Raw genomic sequence first — 17,986 nt, forward strand, 5'->3', positions numbered from 1 at the left:
GGTTTCCCCCACATTTAATCGTGTTCCCTAATGATCTGGCCCGTAAATTGCGATATGTTCCCCTGCGTTGAGACACAAGAACATTCTCAGCGTTTATCTTTACTGGAGATTGATATGCAATTGAAGTTGAAACTGACCGTGGTTGCTGCTATCGCGGCTGCTGCTGGTGTGGCCTCTGCACAAGAGCAGGTGGTCAAGATCGGCCACGTGGCTCCGGTTTCCGGCGCCCAAGCCCACTACGGCAAGGACAACGAAAATGGCGCCCGCATGGCCATTGAAGAGCTGAACACTCAAGGCATCACCATCGGTGGCAAGAAGATCAAGTTCGAGCTGCAGGCCGAAGACGATGCTGCTGACCCCAAGCAAGGCACCGCTGCCGCACAAAAGCTGTGCGACTCCAAGGTCGCAGGCGTTGTGGGCCACCTCAACTCCGGTACCACCATCCCCGCTTCCAAGGTTTACAACGACTGCGGTATCCCGCACGTGACCGGTGCTGCCACCAACCCCAACCTGACCAAGCCTGGCTACAAGACCACGTTCCGCATCATCGCCAACGACAACGCCCTGGGCGCTGGCCTGGCGTTCTACGCTGTGGACACCCTGAAGCTCAAGACCGTCGCCATCATCGATGACCGTACCGCTTACGGCCAAGGCGTGGCAGACGTGTTCAAGAAGACCGCAGCCGCCAAGGGCATGAAGGTGGTGGACGAGCAGTTCACGACCGACAAGGCCACCGACTTCATGGCGATCCTGACCGCCATCAAGGCCAAGAACCCTGACGCCATCTTCTTCGGCGGCATGGACCCACAAGCCGGCCCCATGCTGCGTCAGCTGGAACAGTTGGGCATGGGCAACGTGAAGTACTTCGGTGGTGACGGCGTCTGCACGTCGGAAATCGCCAAGCTGGCTGCCGGTGCCAAGACCCTGGCCAACGTGATCTGCGCTGAAGGCGGCTCTTCGCTGGCCAAGATGCCTGGCGGTACCGCCTGGAAGGCCAAGTACGATGCCAAGTTCCCCAACCAGTTCCAGGTGTACAGCCCCTACACCTACGACGCCACGTACCTGATCGTGGACGCCATGAAGCGTGCCAACTCGGTCGACCCCAAGGTCTACACCCCCGAGCTGCTCAAGTCCAACTTCAAGGGCGTGACCTCCACGATCGCCTTCGAACCCAATGGCGAAATGAAGAACCCCGCCATCACCTTGTACAACTACAAGGACGGCAAGAAGACGCCTCTGTAATTCAGAGCGGCTTCCCTTCTCTGTCTGGTGCAGCATTCAGTGCTGCACCGGCAGGCGCAAAAAAGGCTTCCTTCATGGAAGCCTTTTTTATGGGTGGTGTGTCCGTGTGCGGCACTGATCGATGCCCGATGCCTGGCGGCGCAATGCAGGCCCGGTGATGATCCCGGTATGCGGGCTTGCACCGCGACCGGTCAAGGCTGGAGATTCAGTGTGGGGCCGGTCAGAGGCCGCCTGGGTGCGACCCTGGTCACCCGTCTACCGAACAGGGCGCGCACCAAAGCCTCAGCGGCGCACCTGCAGCGATCCGGGATTCACGATATTGGTGGGCGTGCCCTTGATGAAATTCACCACGTTGTCGAACGCAGCGCCGAAGTACAGCTCGTAGCTGTCCTGCTCCACATAACCGATGTGCGGCGTGCAGATGCAGTTCTCGAGCCGCAGCAGGGCATGGCCTTGCAATATGGGCTCGCTTTCGAAAACGTCGACCGCTGCCATGCCAGGGCGGCCGCGGTTGAGTGCGGCAATCAGGGCATCAGGCTCGATCAGCTCCGCGCGGGAGGTGTTGACCAGCAGGGCTGTGGGCTTCATGCAGGACAGGTCTTCCAGCGAAACGATGCCGCGTGTCTCATCGTTCAGGCGCAGGTGCAGCGAGATCACATCGCACTGCGCGAAGAATTCTTCCCGCGTGGTGGCTGCCTGGTAGCCGTCCGTCAGGGCCTGCGCACGCGACGCTTCGCGGCCCCAGATGCGGACGTTCATGCCGAAAGCGCGCCCATAGCCCGCCACCAGCTGGCCGATGCGGCCGTAGCCCCAGACACCGAGCGTCTTGCCGCGCAGCACATTGCCCAGCCCGAAGTTGGGCGGCATGGAGGCCGCTTTGAGGCCCGACTGCTGCCAGGCGCCGTGCTTGAGGTTGGAGATGTACTGCGGCAGCCTGCGCATGGCGGCCATCACCAGCGACCATGTCAGTTCTGCAGGAGCCACCGGCGAGCCGATGCCCTCTGCCACGGCGATGCCGCGTTCGGTGCAGGCGGCCACGTCCACGTGGCTGCCGACCTTGCCGGTCTGCGCAATCAGCTTGAGCCGGGGGAGCTTTTCCACCAACTGCCGCGTGATCTGCGTGCGCTCGCGGACCAGGACGATGATGTCTGCATCCTTGAGTCTGACGGAAAGTTGGCCCAGCCCCTTGACGGTGTTGGTGTAGACCTTGGCTGTGTATGCGTCGAGCCGAGAGGCGCAATGGAGCTTGCGCACTGCATCCTGGTAGTCGTCGAGAATCACGATGTTCATCCCGACATTGTGCCTTGGCACGCAGCGCCGCACTGCACTGGCAGGTCTTCGGGCGGCCCAAAACGCCAGCTTTTGGTGACGGATTGTCGCGGCGGCTGCCGCAGCCGCACGGAGTGGATGGGCTGCGCAAGTCTGGCGAGTGCAGCAGAGCCGACCGTGGCCACGAAGCAGGTGTTGTCAGCGTTTTTTGGTGCCAGTGCTCACAGCACGCCGCGTCGCGACGGCACTGTTTGCAGCACCCTGTGCGGGTTGCAAGCCCAAGGCCGGTGCAGCACCGGCGCGCCGGCCGCCAGCCGCCACCCGCCGGCCTGGGCAGCGATGATCTTTCTACGCTTGGAGCGCCTCGCACGCAGCCATGCGGTCGAGTTCTGCACACACGTCGGCCATGCGGCCTGCGATCACCAGGCGGCCGCTGGCGTGGGATACCTTGCGCACGGCCGGCACGGGCCGTGGGGGCAGCGCGCTGGATGCGATGGACGCCATGAATGCATCACGGCTGCTGCCGCAGGGTGCAGACAGAAACGACCGGTTGGCCGCCACGGAGGTGCGGGCGGCGGATGCTTTGGGCTCGGGTGGAGCCGGCTGGACGGTGAAGGGCCAGTTGCCCCGCAAAGGGCGCAGGCGGGGCGACCCAGCGCTGCGCTGGTCGCCGGCAGGCCCGCCATGGCCCGGCGTGCCATGCTCGCCCGGCGGGTTGGCGCTGGCAGGTGGTGATGAAGCCGGGGCGCCAGCGCGTGGGGCTTCGTCCAGGCGGACGAGGTTGTGCAGCCAGCGCGACAGCTTCTGCAGCGAATGGGGCAAGGCGGCGGACAGGGTGGACAAGGCAATTCCCATGTGAAAACTCCGAAAGTCGGGGGTTGGACATAGGCAGGATTGCAATGACAACCGGCACCGCAGGGCTGGCGTACCGACGTTGTGCCGGTACACCAAACGCCCGCCACCTGCGGCGCGGCCAGGCAGGGGGCTCTACATGAGCATGGTGTTGCGGATCAAGCCGACGGCCAGGCCTTCGATTTCAAAGGGCTCGCCAGGCTGGACCACGATGACGGGGTAGTCGGGGTTCTCAGGCAGCAGCTCGATGGCGGTGGCCGTGCGGCGCAGGCGCTTGACGGTGACGTCCTCGCCCAGGCGGGCCACGATGATCTGGCCGTTGCGTGCCTCACGGGTGGACTGCACGGCCAGCAGGTCGCCGTCCATGATGCCGGCGTCGCGCATGGACATGCCGCGCACCTTGAGCAGGTAGTCGGGCTTGTGCTGGAACAGGCTGTTTTCCACGCTGTAGGTCTGGTCGACATGTTCTTGCGCGAGAATCGGCGAGCCCGCCGCCACGCGGCCGATGAGCGGCAGCACCAGCTGAGACAGGCCCGGGATGGGCAGGCTGAACTGGCTGCCGCGTGCTGCATTGATGGAGCGCACCGTGTCGCTGCGCAGACGGATTCCGCGGGATGTGCCGCTGACCAGCTCGATCACGCCTTTGCGGGCCAGCGCTTGCAGGTGCTCTTCGGCGGCGTTGGCCGACTTGAAGCCCAGCTCGGCCGCGATTTCTGCGCGGGTGGGGGGCGCGCCGGTACGGGCGATGGCGGTCTGGATGAGGTCCAGGATCTGCTGCTGGCGGGCGGTCAGTTTCGGGTTGTCGAGCATGGTGGTTTCCGGTGGAGACGCTACAGTGGCGAACAACTGTTTTTTAATCCAGTAACTGTATTTTTCACCAGTTTTTCGGAGTACGCAAGTGAGTGGGCAAAAAATTGTGGTTTTGGGCACAGGTGGAACCATCGCGGGCACCTCGGCCCAGGCCGGCGACAACATCGGCTACACGGCCGCCCAGGTGGGCGTTGAGCAGCTGCTGGCCGCCGTGCCGGGGCTGACCCTGGCAGCCGGCGGCGCCACCCTGCAGGCCGAGCAGGTGGCCCAGCTCGACAGCAAGGACATGGACATGTCGGTGTGGCAGGCGCTGGCCGTGCGCTGCGCGCAGCTGTTGCAGGACGCCGCCGTGCAGGGCGTGGTCATCACCCACGGTACCGACACGCTGGAGGAAACCGCGTGGTTTCTGAGCCTGGTTCTGGATGCGCGGTCCAAGCCCGTGGTGCTGACGTGCGCCATGCGCCCGGCCAGCGCGCTCACCCCCGATGGCCCGCAGAACCTGCTGGACGCGGTGGCCGTGGCCACCACGCAGGGCGCGCAGGGCGTGGTGTCGGTGGCGGCGGGTGAGGTGCATGGCGCGCGCCATGTGCAGAAGGTGCATCCGTACCGCGTCCATGCATTCAGCTCCGGCGACGCCGGGCCGCTGGGGTGGGTGGAGGAGGGCCGGGTCCGCCTGGTGCAGGATTGGCCTCTGGCGCACGCTGAGAAAGCGCCATTAGCTATTGAAAAGATAGCGAATGCCGCCGTGTGGCCGCGGGTCGAGATCCTCCTGAACCATGCAGGTGCAAGCGGCGCCATCGTGGACGCGCTGGTGCGCGATGGCGTGCAGGGCCTGGTGGTGGCCTGTACCGGCAACGGCACGATCCACCATGCGCTCGAGGCCGCGCTGCTCAAGGCGCAGGATGTGGGCGTGCGCGTGGTGCGCTCCACCCGCTGCCCCGAAGGCCAGGTGCTGCCCAAGCCGGGCGATGCCCTGCCGGATTCGCGGGGGCTTTCGCCCGTCAAGGCGCGCATCTCGCTGATGCTGGACCTGCTCTCGCATTGATGCGCGGCCGAGCAGTCCACAACACACTATAAGTCCCAGGCGCCGCGGCCATGTTCTTTGCCTCCCTCAAGACCCACGCCTGGGCCTACCCGGCGCTGGAGGTGATCCACATCGTCGGCATTGCACTGCTGCTGGGCAATCTGGTGCTGCTGGAGCTGCGGGTGTTCGGCCGCGGCGCCGCATTGCCGGTCAAGGACCTGGCCCGGCTGAGTCTGTCGGTGGCCTTGTGCGGCTTCCTGCTGGCTGCGGCCTCGGGCCTGCTGATGTTCGCCACCCAGCCCGCCGAACTGCTCAGCAGCCGCGCATTCACCTTGAAGATGCTGTTGTTAATGCTTGCGGGTTGCAACGCGGCGTGGTTCCATGGCCGGGGTTCGCTGGCACGCCTGGACGGCGTGGCCAAGGTGCAGATGCTGGTCTCCACCGTCATCTGGCTGGCCGTGGTGGTGTGTGGCCGCTGGATCGCCTACCTGTAGCGCATGCCGCGCCGCGATGGCTGGGCAGTCTGGCTGCTGCAGCGTGCGCACCCCCGTTGTGTTCCCTGATTGATCTTCGAAGGAGAGCCCTGATGACCCTGCAACGACGCCATCTGCTGGTGGCAGCCTCCGCCTTGCCGCTGGCCGCGCATGCGCACCATGGCTGGAGCAGCTTCGACGCGGACCGCCCGATCTATCTGGAAGGCACGGTGAAGTCCGTGCGCTGGCAGAACCCGCACGCGGAGCTGCAGTTGGAGATTCCGGCCGGGCTGAAGCTGCCCGCCGACCTGGCGCAGCGGGCGGTGCCCGCGCAGACCGCGCCGGTGGACGGCAAGGCCTTGCTGGCCAAGGCGGTGCTGCCCACGCGCAAGGACCGCCAGTGGGAGGTGGAACTGGCACCCCTGACGCGCATGCAGGCTTGGCAGGTGCCGCAGATCCAAGCCGGTGCAGCCGTGTCGGTGGTGGGCTTTACCCTGCGGGACGAGAAGGGCGACGCCGTCTTGCGGGCCGAGTATCTGTTCGTGGATGGCAAGGCGTACGGCTTGCGCTCGGGGCCCGCATAAAGTCTGGAGCGCGTTCCAGCCAGCCTGCGGGCCTTGATGCCCCAGCCGGCAAGTCCGCAGCGGTGCAGGTAACTGTGCTGACAGGTTGGCCTGACGAGGCTGTGCAAAATTGCTTTCACTACCCCCCAAGAAAAACGGCGCCTTGGTGTCAAGGCGCCGTTGGGGTGCGGTCAGTGCCGGCGCTACTCGGTCGTGCAGACCGTGCGCGCCGCGTTGCCAGTCGCTGTGGTGGTCAGCTGGCCAGGGCCTGCAGCGCGCGGGTGGTGATTTCGTCCACGCTGCCCGTGCCGCTGATGGCGCGGTACTTGGGGGCGGCAGCGGGTTCGGCCTTGGCCCAGTTGCTGTAGTAGTCCACCAGCGGGCGGGTCTGGTCGCTGTACACCTGCAGGCGCTTCTTGACGGTCTCTTCCTTGTCGTCTTCGCGCTGGATCAGTTCTTCGCCCGTCACGTCGTCCTTGCCTTCCACCTTGGGAGGGTTGAACTTGACGTGGTAGGTGCGGCCGCTGGCCGGGTGCGAGCGGCGGCCGCTCATGCGTTCGATGATGGCGTCGAAGGGCACATCGATCTCCAGCACGTAGTCGAGCTTGACGCCCGCCGCCTTCATTGCGTCGGCCTGCGGGATGGTGCGGGGGAAGCCGTCGAACAGGAAGCCCTGCGCGCAGTCGGGCTGGGTGATGCGTTCCTTCACGAGACCGATGATGATGTCGTCGCTGACCAGGGCACCCGAATCCATCACCGCCTTGGCCTGCAGGCCCAGAGGCGTGCCGGCCTTCACGGCGGCGCGCAGCATGTCGCCGGTCGAGATTTGCGGGATGCCGTACTTCTGGCAGATGAACGTGGCTTGCGTGCCCTTTCCGGCGCCAGGCGCGCCCAACAGAATCAGTCTCATGGAAGTCCTCGAAGTTTAGAAATCGGGTGGCGCCGCTGGCCGGGGCGCGCCAAGGCCACCGCGTGCAGTCAGCGGTGGCCAGAGTACTCCCGGGGTGCGATGCTCTCTCTCGTTACAGTCGAGGATAGCATGTGACAACCTTGCCCTGACTTACACGGCGCACCGTTTATGGGCGTGTTTTCCTGGGGGGCCGCATCCGTGCCAGCTCAGGGCGCGGGCGGTGTTGCGCCGTGGTCTGCCAGGGTGGCGTGGACGAGGCGCACGCCTTTGGCGGACATCACCCCGGCGAGTCGCACACGCGTCAGTGCAGCGAGCCGGGGGTCAGCGGAAAAGCGCGCGCACGCGCTCCAGGTCCTGCGGCGTGTCCACGCCGGGGCCTGGTGCTTCCCCGGCCAGATAGACGGCAATGCGGTGGCCGTGCCACAGGGCACGCAGTTGCTCCAGGGCCTCCACCGCCTCGGTCGGCGCGGGTGCGAGGGTGGGAAACTGCCGCAGGAAACCCGCACGGTAGCTGTAGATGCCCACATGGCGCAGCGGCGCAAAACCCGCCAGTGCGGCGACGCCGGGTGTTGCCGCTTGCGCGGCGCCATCCTGCCACCAGGCCGTGCCTGCATGGTCGCGTGCCCACGGGATGGGCGCGCGGCTGAAGTAGTGCGCCAGGCCCCGGGCATCGAGCACCACCTTGACCACATTGGGGTTGGAGTAGTCGGCCAACGTGGCCAGTGCATGGGCTGCGGTGCCCATGCTGGCTTCGGGCCGCGCGGGCAGCAGGGCGGCCACTGCGTCGATGAGGGCCGGGTCCATCAGGGGTTCGTCGCCCTGCACGTTGACGACGATGTCATCGTCGTCCAGCCCCAGCTGGGTGCAGGCTTCTGCCAGGCGGTCGCTGCCGCTCGCGTGGTCGGCCCGGGTGAGGATGGCTTCGACACCGTGCCGGGCACAGGCCTCGAGGATGCGCGGATCGTCCGCGGCCACCACCACGCGGCTCGCGGCGCTGTGGGCGGCGCGCTGCGCCACCCGCACCACCATCGGCAGGCCGCCGATGTCTGCCAAGGGCTTGTCGGGCAGGCGGCTCGACGCCATGCGCGCCGGGATCAGCACCGTGAAGGCCTCGTCACCTCCAGGCAGCGTGGCGGGCAGCGCGCTCACCGCTCCAGTTCCTCGTCGGTCAGCGTGCGGGCCTCGTTTTCGAGCAGCACCGGGATGCCGTCGCGCACCGGGTAGGCCAGGCGTGCGCTGCGCGAGACGAGTTCCTGCGCCTCGCGGTCGTACGTCAGCGGGCCCTTGGTGACGGGGCAGACCAGCAGTTCAAGCAGTTTGGGGTCCATGGTGTGGCTCTCGGGAAAAGGGCGTTCGTCGGGCAGGCAGGCGGGGATGATAGCGGTGGGGCAGCGCCGTGGATCAGGGTATTGCATCAAGGCTGCGGCTCAGACCGGCAGGCGTGCATCCAGTGCACTGAAGAATTCCCGGTCGATGTGCAGTTGCAGTGGCACCGCCAGCGCGTCTGGGTGCTGAGGCCAAAGTTTTACCGCGTCTTTTTCAGTGCAAATGAGCAGGTACCGCTTGTCCTGTAAGCGCTGCCAGCTATCAAAATCATAGTGATCGGGCAGTGCCTCGGCATGCGCCAGCGCCAGCCCTTGCGCTTGCAGCATGCCAAAGAAGTCGCCCGGGCGCGCCACCGCGGCGACCGCGTGCAGGGGCTGGCCCCGCAGGTCCTGCAAAGGCACCCGGCTGCCATCGGCGCGCAGCGCGTAGTCGGCCAGGCGGCGGTCCAGGCGAAAGCCGGGCGCGTCGCTGCGGGGAGGCGCATGGCCGGCGTACAGCACCATGTCCACCGCCCGGGGCCACGGCTCGCGCAAAGGGCCCGCGGGCAGCAGGAAGCCGTTGCCGATGCCCTGGTCGTTGAAGATGCAGATCTCCACGTCGCGGCGCAGCGCCAGGTGCTGCAGGCCGTCATCGCAGATGATCACCTGGGTCTCGGGGTAAGCCGCCAGCAGGGCGTGCGCCGCCTCAGTGCGTTGCCGCGCCACGAAGATCGGCACGGGGGCGTGGGCGTTGGCCGCCAGATGGCGCGCAATGAGCGCAGGCTCGTCGCCGACGTCGGCGGCCAGGCTGTCGCCACGCACCTCGCGGCAATCGGTGGTGCGCCGGCCATAGCCGCGCGAGATGATCCCTGTGCGCAACCCCCGCGACTGCAGGTGCCGGGCCAGATCGATCACCACGGGGGTCTTGCCGGCACCGCCAGCAATCACGTTGCCCACCACGATCACGGGCCGGCCCGGATGGCTGGAGGCGAGCACCCCGGCCTTGTACAGCCAGCGCCGCAGCGACACCAAGGCCAGGTACACCATCGACACGGGCCACAGCGCCCAGGCCACGGGGCCGCGTGACTGCCAGGCTTTCTGCAGGCCTTGCGCGGCAGGAACGGGCTGTGCGCGGGGTGATGAGGAAGTGAGAGAAGAGGGGGCGGGCGCTGGTTGCCCGGGCGGCCGGCTCATGGTGTGCTGTCGGCCGGCTTGCAGCGGGGCCAGGCCGGGGCCCCGGCGTTGCGGCCTGCGGCGCGCCGGGGTTCGTGGAGGGCGCTGCGGCGCACCGGGTGGGGGGCCTTCAGCCCATGGCGCTCAGGCGAGCCCGCAGCCAGATAGAGAACCGTTGGCACCCAGCCCGCCATGCGGGTCAGCGGCTGGCCGCGCGCCCGGCTGCGGAGGACTGCGTGGCAAACGTGATCTGCGTCAGCCCGACGCGGCGGGCCGCTTCCATCACGGACACCACGGACTGGTGCGGCGCCATCGCGTCCGCACTGATGATCACGACGCTGCCCTGGCCGGCGGTGGCCGCGGTGCGCAGGGCTTGCGCAATGGCGTCCACGCTCTTGCCTTCGACGCCGGTCTTGTTGACGGCGTAGCGCCCGTCCGACGCCACGGACACGATGACTTCCTTGGGGTGGTCGCGCTGCTGCTCTGCGTCGGCCACCGGCAGCGTGAGCTGCAGCTCGGTGAACTTGCTGTAGGTGGTGGTCAGCATCAGGAAGATGAGAACCACCAGCAGCACGTCGATGAACGGGATCAGGTTGATCTCGGGCTCTTCCTTGGTGCGGGGGCGAAAGTTCATGTCAACGATCCAATCTGCTGCACGTCGTGACAGCGGGCTTTGGAAAACGGCGCGGCCCTTGCGAGCGGCCGCCGTTCAATGGCCGCCCCGCCGCACCGGCGGCATCCATAGGCCCCTGGCGCGCAGCGCTGAACAACGGGGGAATGGAACGATGGCGTCTCAAGGGGGAGTTCACTTCTTGCGCAGGCGCAGGATGTGGCGCGCGAACTGCTCGGAGGCCAGCTCCAGCGTGAGCAGATAGGCATCGACGCGGGCGCGGAAGTAGCGCCAGAAGATCAGTGCCGGGATGGCCACGATCAGGCCGAACGCCGTGTTGTACAGCGCAATCGAGATGCCGTGCGCCAGCTGCGCAGGGTTGCCGCCGCCCATCGCCTGGCCGACACCGCCGCCACCAGACTGCGAGCCGAAGATCTCGATCATGCCGATCACCGTGCCCAGCAGGCCGAGCAAAGGCGCGGCAGAGGCGATGGTGGCCAGGGCTGCCAGGTACTTTTCCAGCCGGTGCGCCACGGCGCGGCCCGTGCCTTCCATGGCGGCGCGCAGGTCGGTTTCGCTGCACTGGGGGTTGCTGTTGATGGTGCGCAGGCCGCTGGCCAGCACCTCGCCCAGCGCGGAGTTCTGCGCCAGCTGGTTCACCACGTCGGGCGTGGGAATGGCCTTGGAAGACACCGTGATCGCTTCATCCAGCAGCTTGGGCGGGGCGACGCGGGCGGTTTTCAGGGCCAGGAAACGTTCGAAAATCAGCGCCAGTCCCAGGACGGAACACGCAATCAGGGGCCAGATCGGCCAGCCTGCGGCTTGTATGATGGACAGCAAATCTCTCTCCGCGCAGATGAAGCAATCGGCGATTATGGCCCAGCTTCCCGCCCCCTCCAGCGCCAGTTTGCGTCACAAACAGTTACCTTGCTGCCCGCCCACCACGGCCTGCCGCTCACCCACAGAAACTGTGGATAACTTTGTGGGAAACCCGTCCCCGGCAGCCCGCAAAGTGGCGTCGCTGCGTGATTGCAACAGATTGATGAAAAATTGTGCAGTGAAAAATCCTTATAAATCAACAGCTTGCACGTGCAAACGTGCTATGCGGCCATTTTGCGCAGGCTTGGCCGGCGTTACGGTCGCTCCCTCCGTTCTGTGGAGTACTTCCCGGGTGGCAATGCCGCCAAACCCCGCTGTGGCCGATGCTTGAGCGTCCAGGCCTCGCTGCGACGCCGCGCGTCTGGGAAGTTGGCGCGCTGTGCCGCGCCATTGCTGATGCGCTGGAGGCAAGGTTCAATCCTGTCGCGGTCCGCGGCGAGATCACGGGCTTCTCGCGCGCATCCAGCGGTCATTGCTACTTCTCGGTCAAGGACGCGAACGGTCAGTTGCGCTGCGCAATGTTCCGGCGTGCCGCCAGCCTGCTTGACTTTTCGCCGCGCGATGGTGAATTGGTCGAGCTGCGTGGGCGCATCGGCGTGTACGAGGCCCGGGGCGACCTGCAGTTCATTGTCGAAAGCATGCAGCGTGCAGGGCAGGGCGCCCTGTTCGAGCAGTTCCTGCGCCTGAAGGCACAGCTGGAGGCCGAGGGCCTGTTCGACGCCGCCCGCAAGCGCCCGCTGCCCCTGATGCCGCGCGGCATCGGGCTGGTCACGTCGCTGGGCGCAGCGGCGCTGCACGACGTGGTCACCGCACTGCGCCGCCGCGTGCCGCACATCCCGGTGGTGCTGGTCCCGGCCCAGGTGCAGGGCGGTGCAGCGCCTGCATCGCTGGTGGCGGCGCTATCAAAACTGTATCGGCTCGCGCAGGCTGGGCAAGCGCCAGGGGCCGATCACGGCACCACGCCGCCTATCGATACGATCTTGCTGGTGCGCGGTGGGGGCTCCATGGAAGACCTGTGGTCGTTCAACGACGAGCAACTGGCGCGCACCATCGTCCAGAGCCCGGTGCCGCTCGTCTGCGGCGTGGGCCACGAAACCGACTTCACCATCGCCGACTTCTGCGCGGACCTGCGCGCGCCGACACCCACGGCGGCGGCCGAACTCGTGTCCCAGCCGCGCGCCGTGTGGATGGGGGCGCTGGACCTGATCGCCGAGCGCCTGGAAGACAGCCTGCAGCGCCAACTGGACAGCCGGCACCAGCGGCTGGACCAGGCCGCGGGCCGCCTGGGGCGCCCTTCGGGCCTCGTCGCACGCCAGCAACTGCAACTGGCGCGGCTATCGCAGCACATGCGCCACGGAATGCTCCTGAAATTGCAGCGGCTGGCGCAGACCCAGCAGGCGCTACAGGCCGATCTGCCGGTCAAGATACAGCGCCGCATCGGCCAGCAGGCAGAGCGGCTGGACCGCGCAGCCCTGCGGCTGCAATTGCTCGACCCGCGGCTGGTGCTGCAGCGCGGCTACGCATTGCTGACGGACGCCCAGGGCCACGCCGTGACCAGCGTGCGGCAGGCCCAGCCCGGCGATGCGTTGCGCGCCACGCTGGCCGATGGAGCGGTGGATGTGACCGTCGCCGCCCAGCCCCGCCTGCTGTAGGCCTGTGGGTGGGTGCCCGGCCCGCGGCACAGGGCGCGTGATGGCGCAGTGAGGGCAGCAGGTTCGGTCGCCGCTGTAGGACGTGCGCGCCATCTGAAGCTTTTTGGGGGCGGGGCCGGGCAGGAGCCTGCACAGGTCATCCGATGTTCCTACAATGCCCCTTTCGCGCTGTGTCCGACTGCATTGCCGAGGTGAGCGCTGCAGGTGGCATGCATCCCAGAATTTCAAACCACGAGGAAAACACCATGGAACATACCCTTCCCCCGCTGCCCTATGCCATCGACGCCCTGGCACCGCACTACAGCCAGGAAACGCTGGAGTACCACCACGGCAAGCACCACAACGCCTATGTGGTGAACCTCAACAACCTGCAAAAGGGCACCGAGTTCGAAAACCTGACGCTCGAAGAGATCGTCAAGAAGTCCAGCGGCGGCATCTACAACAACGCTGCTCAAATCTGGAACCACACCTTCTTCTGGAACTGCATGGCCCCCCAAGGCGGCGGCGAGCCATCGGGCGCGCTGGCAGCAGCCATCAACGCCAAGTGGGGCAGCTACGCCGCATTCAAGGAAGCCTTCGTCAAGAGCGCCGTGGGCAACTTCGGTTCGGGCTGGACCTGGCTCGTGAAGAAGGCCGACGGCAGCGTCGACATCGTCAACACCGGTGCCGCTGGCACGCCCCTGACCACCGCCGACAAGGCACTGCTGACGATCGACGTGTGGGAACACGCGTACTACATCGACTACCGCAACCTGCGTCCCAAGTTCGTCGAGACCTTCCTCGACAAGCTGGTCAACTGGAAGTTCGCGGAAGCCAACTTCGCCTGATCCATCGCGATCAGGCCACCCCGCTGCATCGCGCGGCGGGGCCCACAAAAAAAGCGGCCCCGGGGCCGCTTTTTTCATGGTGCGCGGGCCGCTCTCGCGTCACTGGCGGCGAAACGGGGCCCCGTTGAGCTTGGCACCGGCCTTGATGCCCTTCTGGGCGAACCAGCCCTGGTTCATCTCGAGGACATAGCGCACCGGCTTGGCCGAGCAGTGCGAGTCCAGCGTCTGCGGCTTCATGTCCGCCAGGTTCACCACCGTGCCGTCGTCGGCCACGAAGGCGGCCGTCAGTGGCAGCAGGGTGTTCTTCATCCAGAAGCACTGCTGCGCGGGCTGCTCGAAGACGAACAGCATGCCCTCGTGCTGGGGCATCTCCTTGCGGTGCATGAGCCCGGTCTGGCGCTGCTCCGGCGTAGCCGCCACCTGGGCATCGATGCGGTGCATGCCCGACGTCAGCTCCACACGCTGCAGGTTGAGCTGCGGGCCCTCCTGGGCCGTGGCCGCAGTGCTCACCAGGCCCAGGGCCAGCAACAGAGTGGCCGCCAGCGTGGGGCGTGCAGCGGCGGCGATTGCAAACAGCGGTGTCTTCATGGGAGATGCTTTCGGTTCAACAGGACTGGACGGCGAGAGTATGGGGCAGGGGTTGCGTGCAGTGGCGCTGCACGGGCTGAATAAAGCAGGCCACTGGAGCCAGCGCGCCTGCCTGACGATGGAGGCGCCCGGGCCGCAAAAATTCCACGGCAGGGTGCGCATGCTGGCAAAACGCTGGGCGTGCCGCAAGCCCGTCGTGCGGCCCACCAAGCAAAACGCCCGCAAATGCGGGCGATTCCGAGGTGTTGTTCAGGGCCGGAGAGGACCCTGAAGGCCCAGATCAGGCTGCCTTGTGGGCGGTTTTCTTCTTGGCGACCTTCTTGCCGGTCTTCTTCTTGGCCGTGTGGGCGGCCTTGGTCTTCGCTACGGGGGCCGGTGCTGCAGCTGCGGGTGCGGCGACGGGGGCAGGAGCGGGGGCTGGAGCCGTTGCGGGTGCCTGTGCAAAAGCACCTGCAGCGAACAGGCCAGCCACCAGGACAGCGAGGAGTTTTTTCATATATGCCGTTTCCAGTGTTGTTGAACGAAGGGTTGAGGGCCATGCGCAAAAATCGCACAGCTCCACTCGCAACGATAGCAGTGGCGGGCGCGTTGACAGGGTCTTTTGCGATTTTTTTTGTCATTAGAATTGTTCGGTTCTGAATGCCGGCAAGGCATCACCTGCTGATTCCTGTCAGCTTCCACTGGAGACCACCGTTTCATGACCAGCTACCAGCACATCACCGTGCCCGCCGAAGGGCAGAAGATCACGGTCAACGCCGACATGTCGCTCAATGTGCCGGACCAGCCCATCATCCCGTTCATCGAAGGCGACGGTACCGGACGCGACATCACGCCCGTGATGATCAAGGTGGTGGACGCTGCCGTGGCCAAGGCCTACGGCGGCCAGCGCAAGATCCAGTGGATGGAGGTCTTCGCCGGTGAAAAGGCCACCAAGGTCTATGGCCCCGATGTCTGGCTGCCCGACGAAACCCTGCAGGTGCTGCGCGAATACGTCGTCTCCATCAAAGGCCCGCTGACCACGCCCGTGGGCGGGGGCATCCGCTCGCTCAACGTGGCACTGCGCCAGGAGCTCGACCTGTACGTCTGCCTGCGCCCGGTGCAGTATTTCAAGGGCGTGCCTTCGCCGCTCAAGGAGCCCGAGAAGACCAACATGGTGATCTTCCGCGAGAACTCTGAAGACATCTATGCCGGCATCGAGTTCGAAGCCGAATCCGACAAGGCCAAGAAGCTCATCAAGTTTCTGAGCGAGGAACTGGGCGTCAAGAAGATCCGCTTCCCCAATACGTCCGGCCTGGGCGTGAAGCCCGTCTCGCGCGAAGGCACCGAGCGCCTGGTGCGCAAGGCCATCCAGTACGCCATCGACAATGAAAAGCCCAGCGTGACCATCGTGCACAAGGGCAACATCATGAAGTACACCGAAGGGAGCTTCCGCGACTGGGCCTACGCCCTGGCGCAAAAGGAGTTCGGTGCGGAGCTGATCGACGGCGGCCCCTGGTGCAGGCTCAAGAGCCCCAAGACGGGCAAGGACATCACCATCAAGGACAGCATCGCCGATGCCTTCCTGCAGCAAATCCTGCTGCGGCCTGCCGAGTATTCGGTCGTGGCCACGCTCAACCTCAATGGCGACTACATCTCCGACGCACTTGCGGCGCAGGTGGGCGGCATCGGCATTGCACCGGGCGCCAACATGTCCGACTCGGTGGCGTGCTTCGAGGCCACACACGGCACGGCGCCCAAGTACGCGGGCAAGGATTACGTGAACCCCGGCTCCGAAATTTTGTCGGCCGAGATGATGCTGCGCCACATGGGCTGGGTCGAGGCCGCCAACCTCATTTTGAGCTCGCTCGAAAAATCCATCGGCTCCAAGAAGGTCACTTATGACTTCGCCCGCCTGATGGAAGGTGCCACACAGGTGAGCTGTTCCGGCTTCGGGCAGGTCATGATCGACCACATGTGAACGCAGGGGCATCGAGATCGCCGGTGCTCGCGAGCCAATGCTTTCTACCTGAAGCCCGGCGCACATAGCTTCTGGAGCGACCCCGGCGTTCTGGGTGCCTGTCCTGCTGCCGCGGCTGTGCGGCCTGGTGGAGGACGTACTTTTCATCCACGTCGACAACTAAAGGCGTGAGTTCAGCTCGTGACCGCGCTGCAGCCGGGTGGTGGAGATGCCAGGTGCATGGGGTTCGGGCTCAGCTCCAAGCCACCCGTGGACTGTGTGCACTTGCTCGCAGCCTCTGGTAAGGCCGGATCGCTCTACGTCAACCGCAGAGCTGTAAGTGAGAGTTATTTGTGTTTAGGCGGCGTAATTCGTCTTGACCAAATGTCGCAGAAATTCACCTAATGACTACTCAACCTTTAGGAGGAGTCTGCGTGAATTTTCTTAGTTCTTTCGCCCGTCGCTCGTTGTTGAAGGGGGTGGCCGCCGCCGTTTCGGCCCTCGCGTTGGCCAGCCCGCTACACGCCCAAATTATTCCCAAGAAGATTGCCGTCTACACCGACTCCATCGGAGATGGCGGCAACGTGGGACGCAAATCGACCACAGCAGGCGGTAACAGCCGAGGGCCCGTTTCTCAGTACGTGAGCTACCCCGGCTATAGCAACAGCCCGAGCGACTACAACTTTGCGCTGCGCATCCATCAGGGCGCCGGTTCGTCTGACTATGACGCACAGCAGTTCGGCGCCAGCACGCTTTGGGGCATGATGAACGGCATGCGCCCGGACCTCTCCACTGACCCTGCCGACACTTTGTATCCCTTCGGCGGCCTGACGCTGGTGCAGCACGCGGCAGCTATCCAAGCTGATACCGTCATCATCCATCTGGGTGGCAACGATGGTGTAAACGAGGGCATACCCCAAGGTAGCGCCTTCGACGCTGAGGACAAAACCGGCCAGCGCATCGCTGCCCTGGGGATCGCCCTGGCTGCTGAAGGTCGTCGGCTGATCGTGATCGAGGCGCCTTACGTGGTGCCTGAGGATACCGCTGCCGCCTTCCTGGGGACGGAAACGAACCCAGACCTCCCGGACCACACCCCGGCCAGCGTGCTGGAGGCGTACCACGCCTATACGAACCACTTCACGGCCGTGAGCAAAGGCATCACGAACGGGGTGAATGCTGTCAACGCCGTGTACCCAGGCTACGCCGCCCGCGTCAACTACTGGTCCAACGGCGCCGTGCCAATGAGCCCCGGTGCGACCCACGAGGGTCTGCACCCAACCCTGGGCACCCACAACGCCATCGCCAATGCGGTGGCCATCCAAGTGAAGGCCTGGCGCGGCTGGTAATCAATGAGGGCCTCGGCCCTCGCTCAGAGAACCATGGATCAGCTTCCTCGCGGGACTGCTCTGTGAGGGCTGCTTGATGGCCCGCTGAAGCAGGCGATAAAACACCCACCCGCGAGAGCTCGTTCCACCGCGTTCCGCCGCCCCTGTTCCAGGATCTGTTTCATCGAACACCTGCAAGCACGTCAGCACCAAGCTGGGCATGAATTGCAAGACGATACTGAGGTCATGATCGACCACATGTAAGCTGCCCCGCGCCTTGTACAGGCGCCACGCACCGATGAGCCCCTGTTGCCGTTGCCGGCCACAGGGGCTTTTTTCGGGTGGGCGCAAGCCAGGCAATCCCTGCCCCGTGACACGCTGGCATGGACATTTGCGGGTTGGCATTTCTGCGGCATGCTTCTAAGATGATTTCGACCTGCCGCTTCGGCAGGGGCACGGCCTGCGCATGCACCCCGGCAGGCCGTGCACACAACGAACAACATTTCGACGGCCGTTCATGGCTGCCAGCGCACCTGCTGGCGAGACCTG

The 17,986-nt window shown here is 65.5% G+C and carries 19 protein-coding genes; 9 read left to right on the top strand and 10 right to left on the bottom strand.

Translation table 11 applies throughout. The features are described 5' to 3' along the window. The first annotated feature begins 114 nt into the window (after window positions 1-114). Complete coding sequence (locus ACSQ3D_RS27000; RefSeq protein ID WP_056414743.1) at window positions 115-1,242, top strand: branched-chain amino acid ABC transporter substrate-binding protein; 1,128 nt, start codon at window positions 115-117, stop codon at window positions 1,240-1,242. Window positions 1,243-1,524: 282 nt separating this feature from the next. Here the strand turns inward: ACSQ3D_RS27000 and ACSQ3D_RS27005 are convergent, their stop codons facing one another. From ACSQ3D_RS27005 to lexA, 3 genes are all read right to left on the bottom strand, one after another. Then, window positions 1,525-2,532 carry a D-2-hydroxyacid dehydrogenase family protein gene (locus ACSQ3D_RS27005; protein ID WP_056414746.1) on the bottom strand — a complete coding sequence of 336 codons (1,008 nt, stop codon included), beginning with the start codon at window positions 2,530-2,532 and terminating at the stop codon, window positions 1,525-1,527. Window positions 2,533-2,859: 327 nt separating this feature from the next. After that, complete coding sequence (locus ACSQ3D_RS27010; RefSeq protein ID WP_436128887.1) at window positions 2,860-3,366, bottom strand: hypothetical protein; 507 nt, start codon at window positions 3,364-3,366, stop codon at window positions 2,860-2,862. 132 nt (window positions 3,367-3,498) lie between these two features. Further along, window positions 3,499-4,173 (bottom strand): transcriptional repressor LexA, encoded by a 675-nt coding sequence (lexA, locus tag ACSQ3D_RS27015; protein ID WP_056414752.1) that lies wholly within the window; start codon window positions 4,171-4,173, stop codon window positions 3,499-3,501. 112 nt (window positions 4,174-4,285) lie between these two features. Between lexA and ACSQ3D_RS27020 the strand changes: the two genes are divergently transcribed. From ACSQ3D_RS27020 to ACSQ3D_RS27030, 3 genes are all read left to right on the top strand, one after another. After that, the gene (locus ACSQ3D_RS27020; protein WP_436128888.1) at window positions 4,286-5,218 is read left to right on the top strand and encodes an asparaginase; all 933 of its coding nucleotides are present in this window, start codon (window positions 4,286-4,288) and stop codon (window positions 5,216-5,218) included. 50 nt (window positions 5,219-5,268) lie between these two features. Further along, a complete protein-coding gene (locus ACSQ3D_RS27025) occupies window positions 5,269-5,691 on the top strand; it encodes a hypothetical protein (protein ID WP_436128889.1) in 423 nt (140 codons plus the stop codon). A 92-nt stretch (window positions 5,692-5,783) separates the two neighbouring features. Then, window positions 5,784-6,254 (top strand): DUF6152 family protein, encoded by a 471-nt coding sequence (locus ACSQ3D_RS27030; protein ID WP_056414761.1) that lies wholly within the window; start codon window positions 5,784-5,786, stop codon window positions 6,252-6,254. A gap of 232 nt (window positions 6,255-6,486) precedes the next feature. Here ACSQ3D_RS27030 and adk read toward each other — a convergent pair whose 3' ends face one another. The 6 genes from adk to ACSQ3D_RS27060 all read right to left on the bottom strand — a co-directional run bounded on the left by adk (window position 6,487) and on the right by ACSQ3D_RS27060 (window position 11,070). Continuing rightward, window positions 6,487-7,143: an adenylate kinase gene (adk, locus tag ACSQ3D_RS27035; protein WP_056414764.1), complete on the bottom strand. Its 657-nt coding sequence runs from the start codon at window positions 7,141-7,143 to the stop codon at window positions 6,487-6,489. A gap of 321 nt (window positions 7,144-7,464) precedes the next feature. Then, entirely contained in the window at window positions 7,465-8,292 is an 828-nt protein-coding gene (gene kdsB / locus ACSQ3D_RS27040) for a 3-deoxy-manno-octulosonate cytidylyltransferase (protein ID WP_436128890.1), read from the bottom strand. Beyond that, window positions 8,289-8,471 carry a Trm112 family protein gene (locus tag ACSQ3D_RS27045; protein ID WP_056165650.1) on the bottom strand — a complete coding sequence of 61 codons (183 nt, stop codon included), beginning with the start codon at window positions 8,469-8,471 and terminating at the stop codon, window positions 8,289-8,291. The genes kdsB and ACSQ3D_RS27045 overlap by 4 nt, the downstream gene beginning before the upstream one ends. Before the next feature lie 99 nt (window positions 8,472-8,570). Continuing rightward, window positions 8,571-9,641 carry a tetraacyldisaccharide 4'-kinase gene (gene lpxK, locus ACSQ3D_RS27050; RefSeq protein ID WP_436128891.1) on the bottom strand — a complete coding sequence of 357 codons (1,071 nt, stop codon included), beginning with the start codon at window positions 9,639-9,641 and terminating at the stop codon, window positions 8,571-8,573. 178 nt (window positions 9,642-9,819) lie between these two features. Continuing rightward, the gene (locus ACSQ3D_RS27055; RefSeq protein WP_056414765.1) at window positions 9,820-10,254 is read right to left on the bottom strand and encodes an ExbD/TolR family protein; all 435 of its coding nucleotides are present in this window, start codon (window positions 10,252-10,254) and stop codon (window positions 9,820-9,822) included. 171 nt (window positions 10,255-10,425) lie between these two features. Further along, a complete protein-coding gene (locus ACSQ3D_RS27060) occupies window positions 10,426-11,070 on the bottom strand; it encodes a MotA/TolQ/ExbB proton channel family protein (RefSeq protein ID WP_436128892.1) in 645 nt (214 codons plus the stop codon). Window positions 11,071-11,432: 362 nt separating this feature from the next. On the opposite strand from ACSQ3D_RS27060, the gene xseA reads away from it, so the two are divergent. After that, window positions 11,433-12,761, top strand: a complete 1,329-nt coding sequence (gene xseA / locus ACSQ3D_RS27065; protein ID WP_436128893.1) for an exodeoxyribonuclease VII large subunit — start codon at window positions 11,433-11,435, stop codon at window positions 12,759-12,761. 245 nt (window positions 12,762-13,006) lie between these two features. Next, the gene (locus ACSQ3D_RS27070) at window positions 13,007-13,588 is read left to right on the top strand and encodes a superoxide dismutase (RefSeq protein ID WP_436128894.1); all 582 of its coding nucleotides are present in this window, start codon (window positions 13,007-13,009) and stop codon (window positions 13,586-13,588) included. 99 nt (window positions 13,589-13,687) lie between these two features. Here ACSQ3D_RS27070 and ACSQ3D_RS27075 read toward each other — a convergent pair whose 3' ends face one another. Then, a complete protein-coding gene (locus ACSQ3D_RS27075; protein WP_396504791.1) occupies window positions 13,688-14,176 on the bottom strand; it encodes a DUF192 domain-containing protein in 489 nt (162 codons plus the stop codon). A gap of 242 nt (window positions 14,177-14,418) precedes the next feature. On the opposite strand from ACSQ3D_RS27075, the gene ACSQ3D_RS27080 reads away from it, so the two are divergent. The 3 genes from ACSQ3D_RS27080 (at window position 14,419) to ACSQ3D_RS27090 (ending at window position 17,458) form a co-directional block, all read left to right on the top strand. Then, complete coding sequence (locus ACSQ3D_RS27080) at window positions 14,419-14,799, top strand: hypothetical protein (RefSeq protein ID WP_436128895.1); 381 nt, start codon at window positions 14,419-14,421, stop codon at window positions 14,797-14,799. Between the two features lie 74 nt (window positions 14,800-14,873). Beyond that, the gene (icd, locus tag ACSQ3D_RS27085) at window positions 14,874-16,133 is read left to right on the top strand and encodes an NADP-dependent isocitrate dehydrogenase (RefSeq protein WP_436128896.1); all 1,260 of its coding nucleotides are present in this window, start codon (window positions 14,874-14,876) and stop codon (window positions 16,131-16,133) included. 413 nt (window positions 16,134-16,546) lie between these two features. Further along, entirely contained in the window at window positions 16,547-17,458 is a 912-nt protein-coding gene (locus ACSQ3D_RS27090; protein ID WP_436128897.1) for a hypothetical protein, read from the top strand. Window positions 17,459-17,986: the final 528 nt, after the last annotated feature.

Origin of the sequence: Acidovorax sp. LjRoot117 (genome assembly GCF_964252695.1) — a bacterium.
In the GTDB taxonomy this organism is placed as follows: domain Bacteria; phylum Pseudomonadota; class Gammaproteobacteria; order Burkholderiales; family Burkholderiaceae_C; genus Acidovorax.

Bases quoted from the DNA above. Each gene is read 5' to 3' on its own strand.
- ACSQ3D_RS27000 (WP_056414743.1), top strand. From the start codon at position 115: ATGCAATTGAAGTTGAAACTGACCGTGGTTGCTGCTATCGCGGCTGCT.
- ACSQ3D_RS27005 (WP_056414746.1), bottom strand. From the start codon at position 2,532: ATGAACATCGTGATTCTCGACGACTACCAGGATGCAGTGCGCAAGCTC.
- ACSQ3D_RS27010 (WP_436128887.1), bottom strand. From the start codon at position 3,366: ATGGGAATTGCCTTGTCCACCCTGTCCGCCGCCTTGCCCCATTCGCTG.
- lexA (WP_056414752.1), bottom strand. From the start codon at position 4,173: ATGCTCGACAACCCGAAACTGACCGCCCGCCAGCAGCAGATCCTGGAC.
- ACSQ3D_RS27025 (WP_436128889.1), top strand. From the start codon at position 5,269: ATGTTCTTTGCCTCCCTCAAGACCCACGCCTGGGCCTACCCGGCGCTG.
- ACSQ3D_RS27030 (WP_056414761.1), top strand. From the start codon at position 5,784: ATGACCCTGCAACGACGCCATCTGCTGGTGGCAGCCTCCGCCTTGCCG.
- adk (WP_056414764.1), bottom strand. From the start codon at position 7,143: ATGAGACTGATTCTGTTGGGCGCGCCTGGCGCCGGAAAGGGCACGCAA.
- ACSQ3D_RS27045 (WP_056165650.1), bottom strand. From the start codon at position 8,471: ATGGACCCCAAACTGCTTGAACTGCTGGTCTGCCCCGTCACCAAGGGC.
- lpxK (WP_436128891.1), bottom strand. From the start codon at position 9,641: ATGAGCCGGCCGCCCGGGCAACCAGCGCCCGCCCCCTCTTCTCTCACT.
- ACSQ3D_RS27055 (WP_056414765.1), bottom strand. From the start codon at position 10,254: ATGAACTTTCGCCCCCGCACCAAGGAAGAGCCCGAGATCAACCTGATC.
- xseA (WP_436128893.1), top strand. From the start codon at position 11,433: ATGCTTGAGCGTCCAGGCCTCGCTGCGACGCCGCGCGTCTGGGAAGTT.
- ACSQ3D_RS27070 (WP_436128894.1), top strand. From the start codon at position 13,007: ATGGAACATACCCTTCCCCCGCTGCCCTATGCCATCGACGCCCTGGCA.
- ACSQ3D_RS27075 (WP_396504791.1), bottom strand. From the start codon at position 14,176: ATGAAGACACCGCTGTTTGCAATCGCCGCCGCTGCACGCCCCACGCTG.
- icd (WP_436128896.1), top strand. From the start codon at position 14,874: ATGACCAGCTACCAGCACATCACCGTGCCCGCCGAAGGGCAGAAGATC.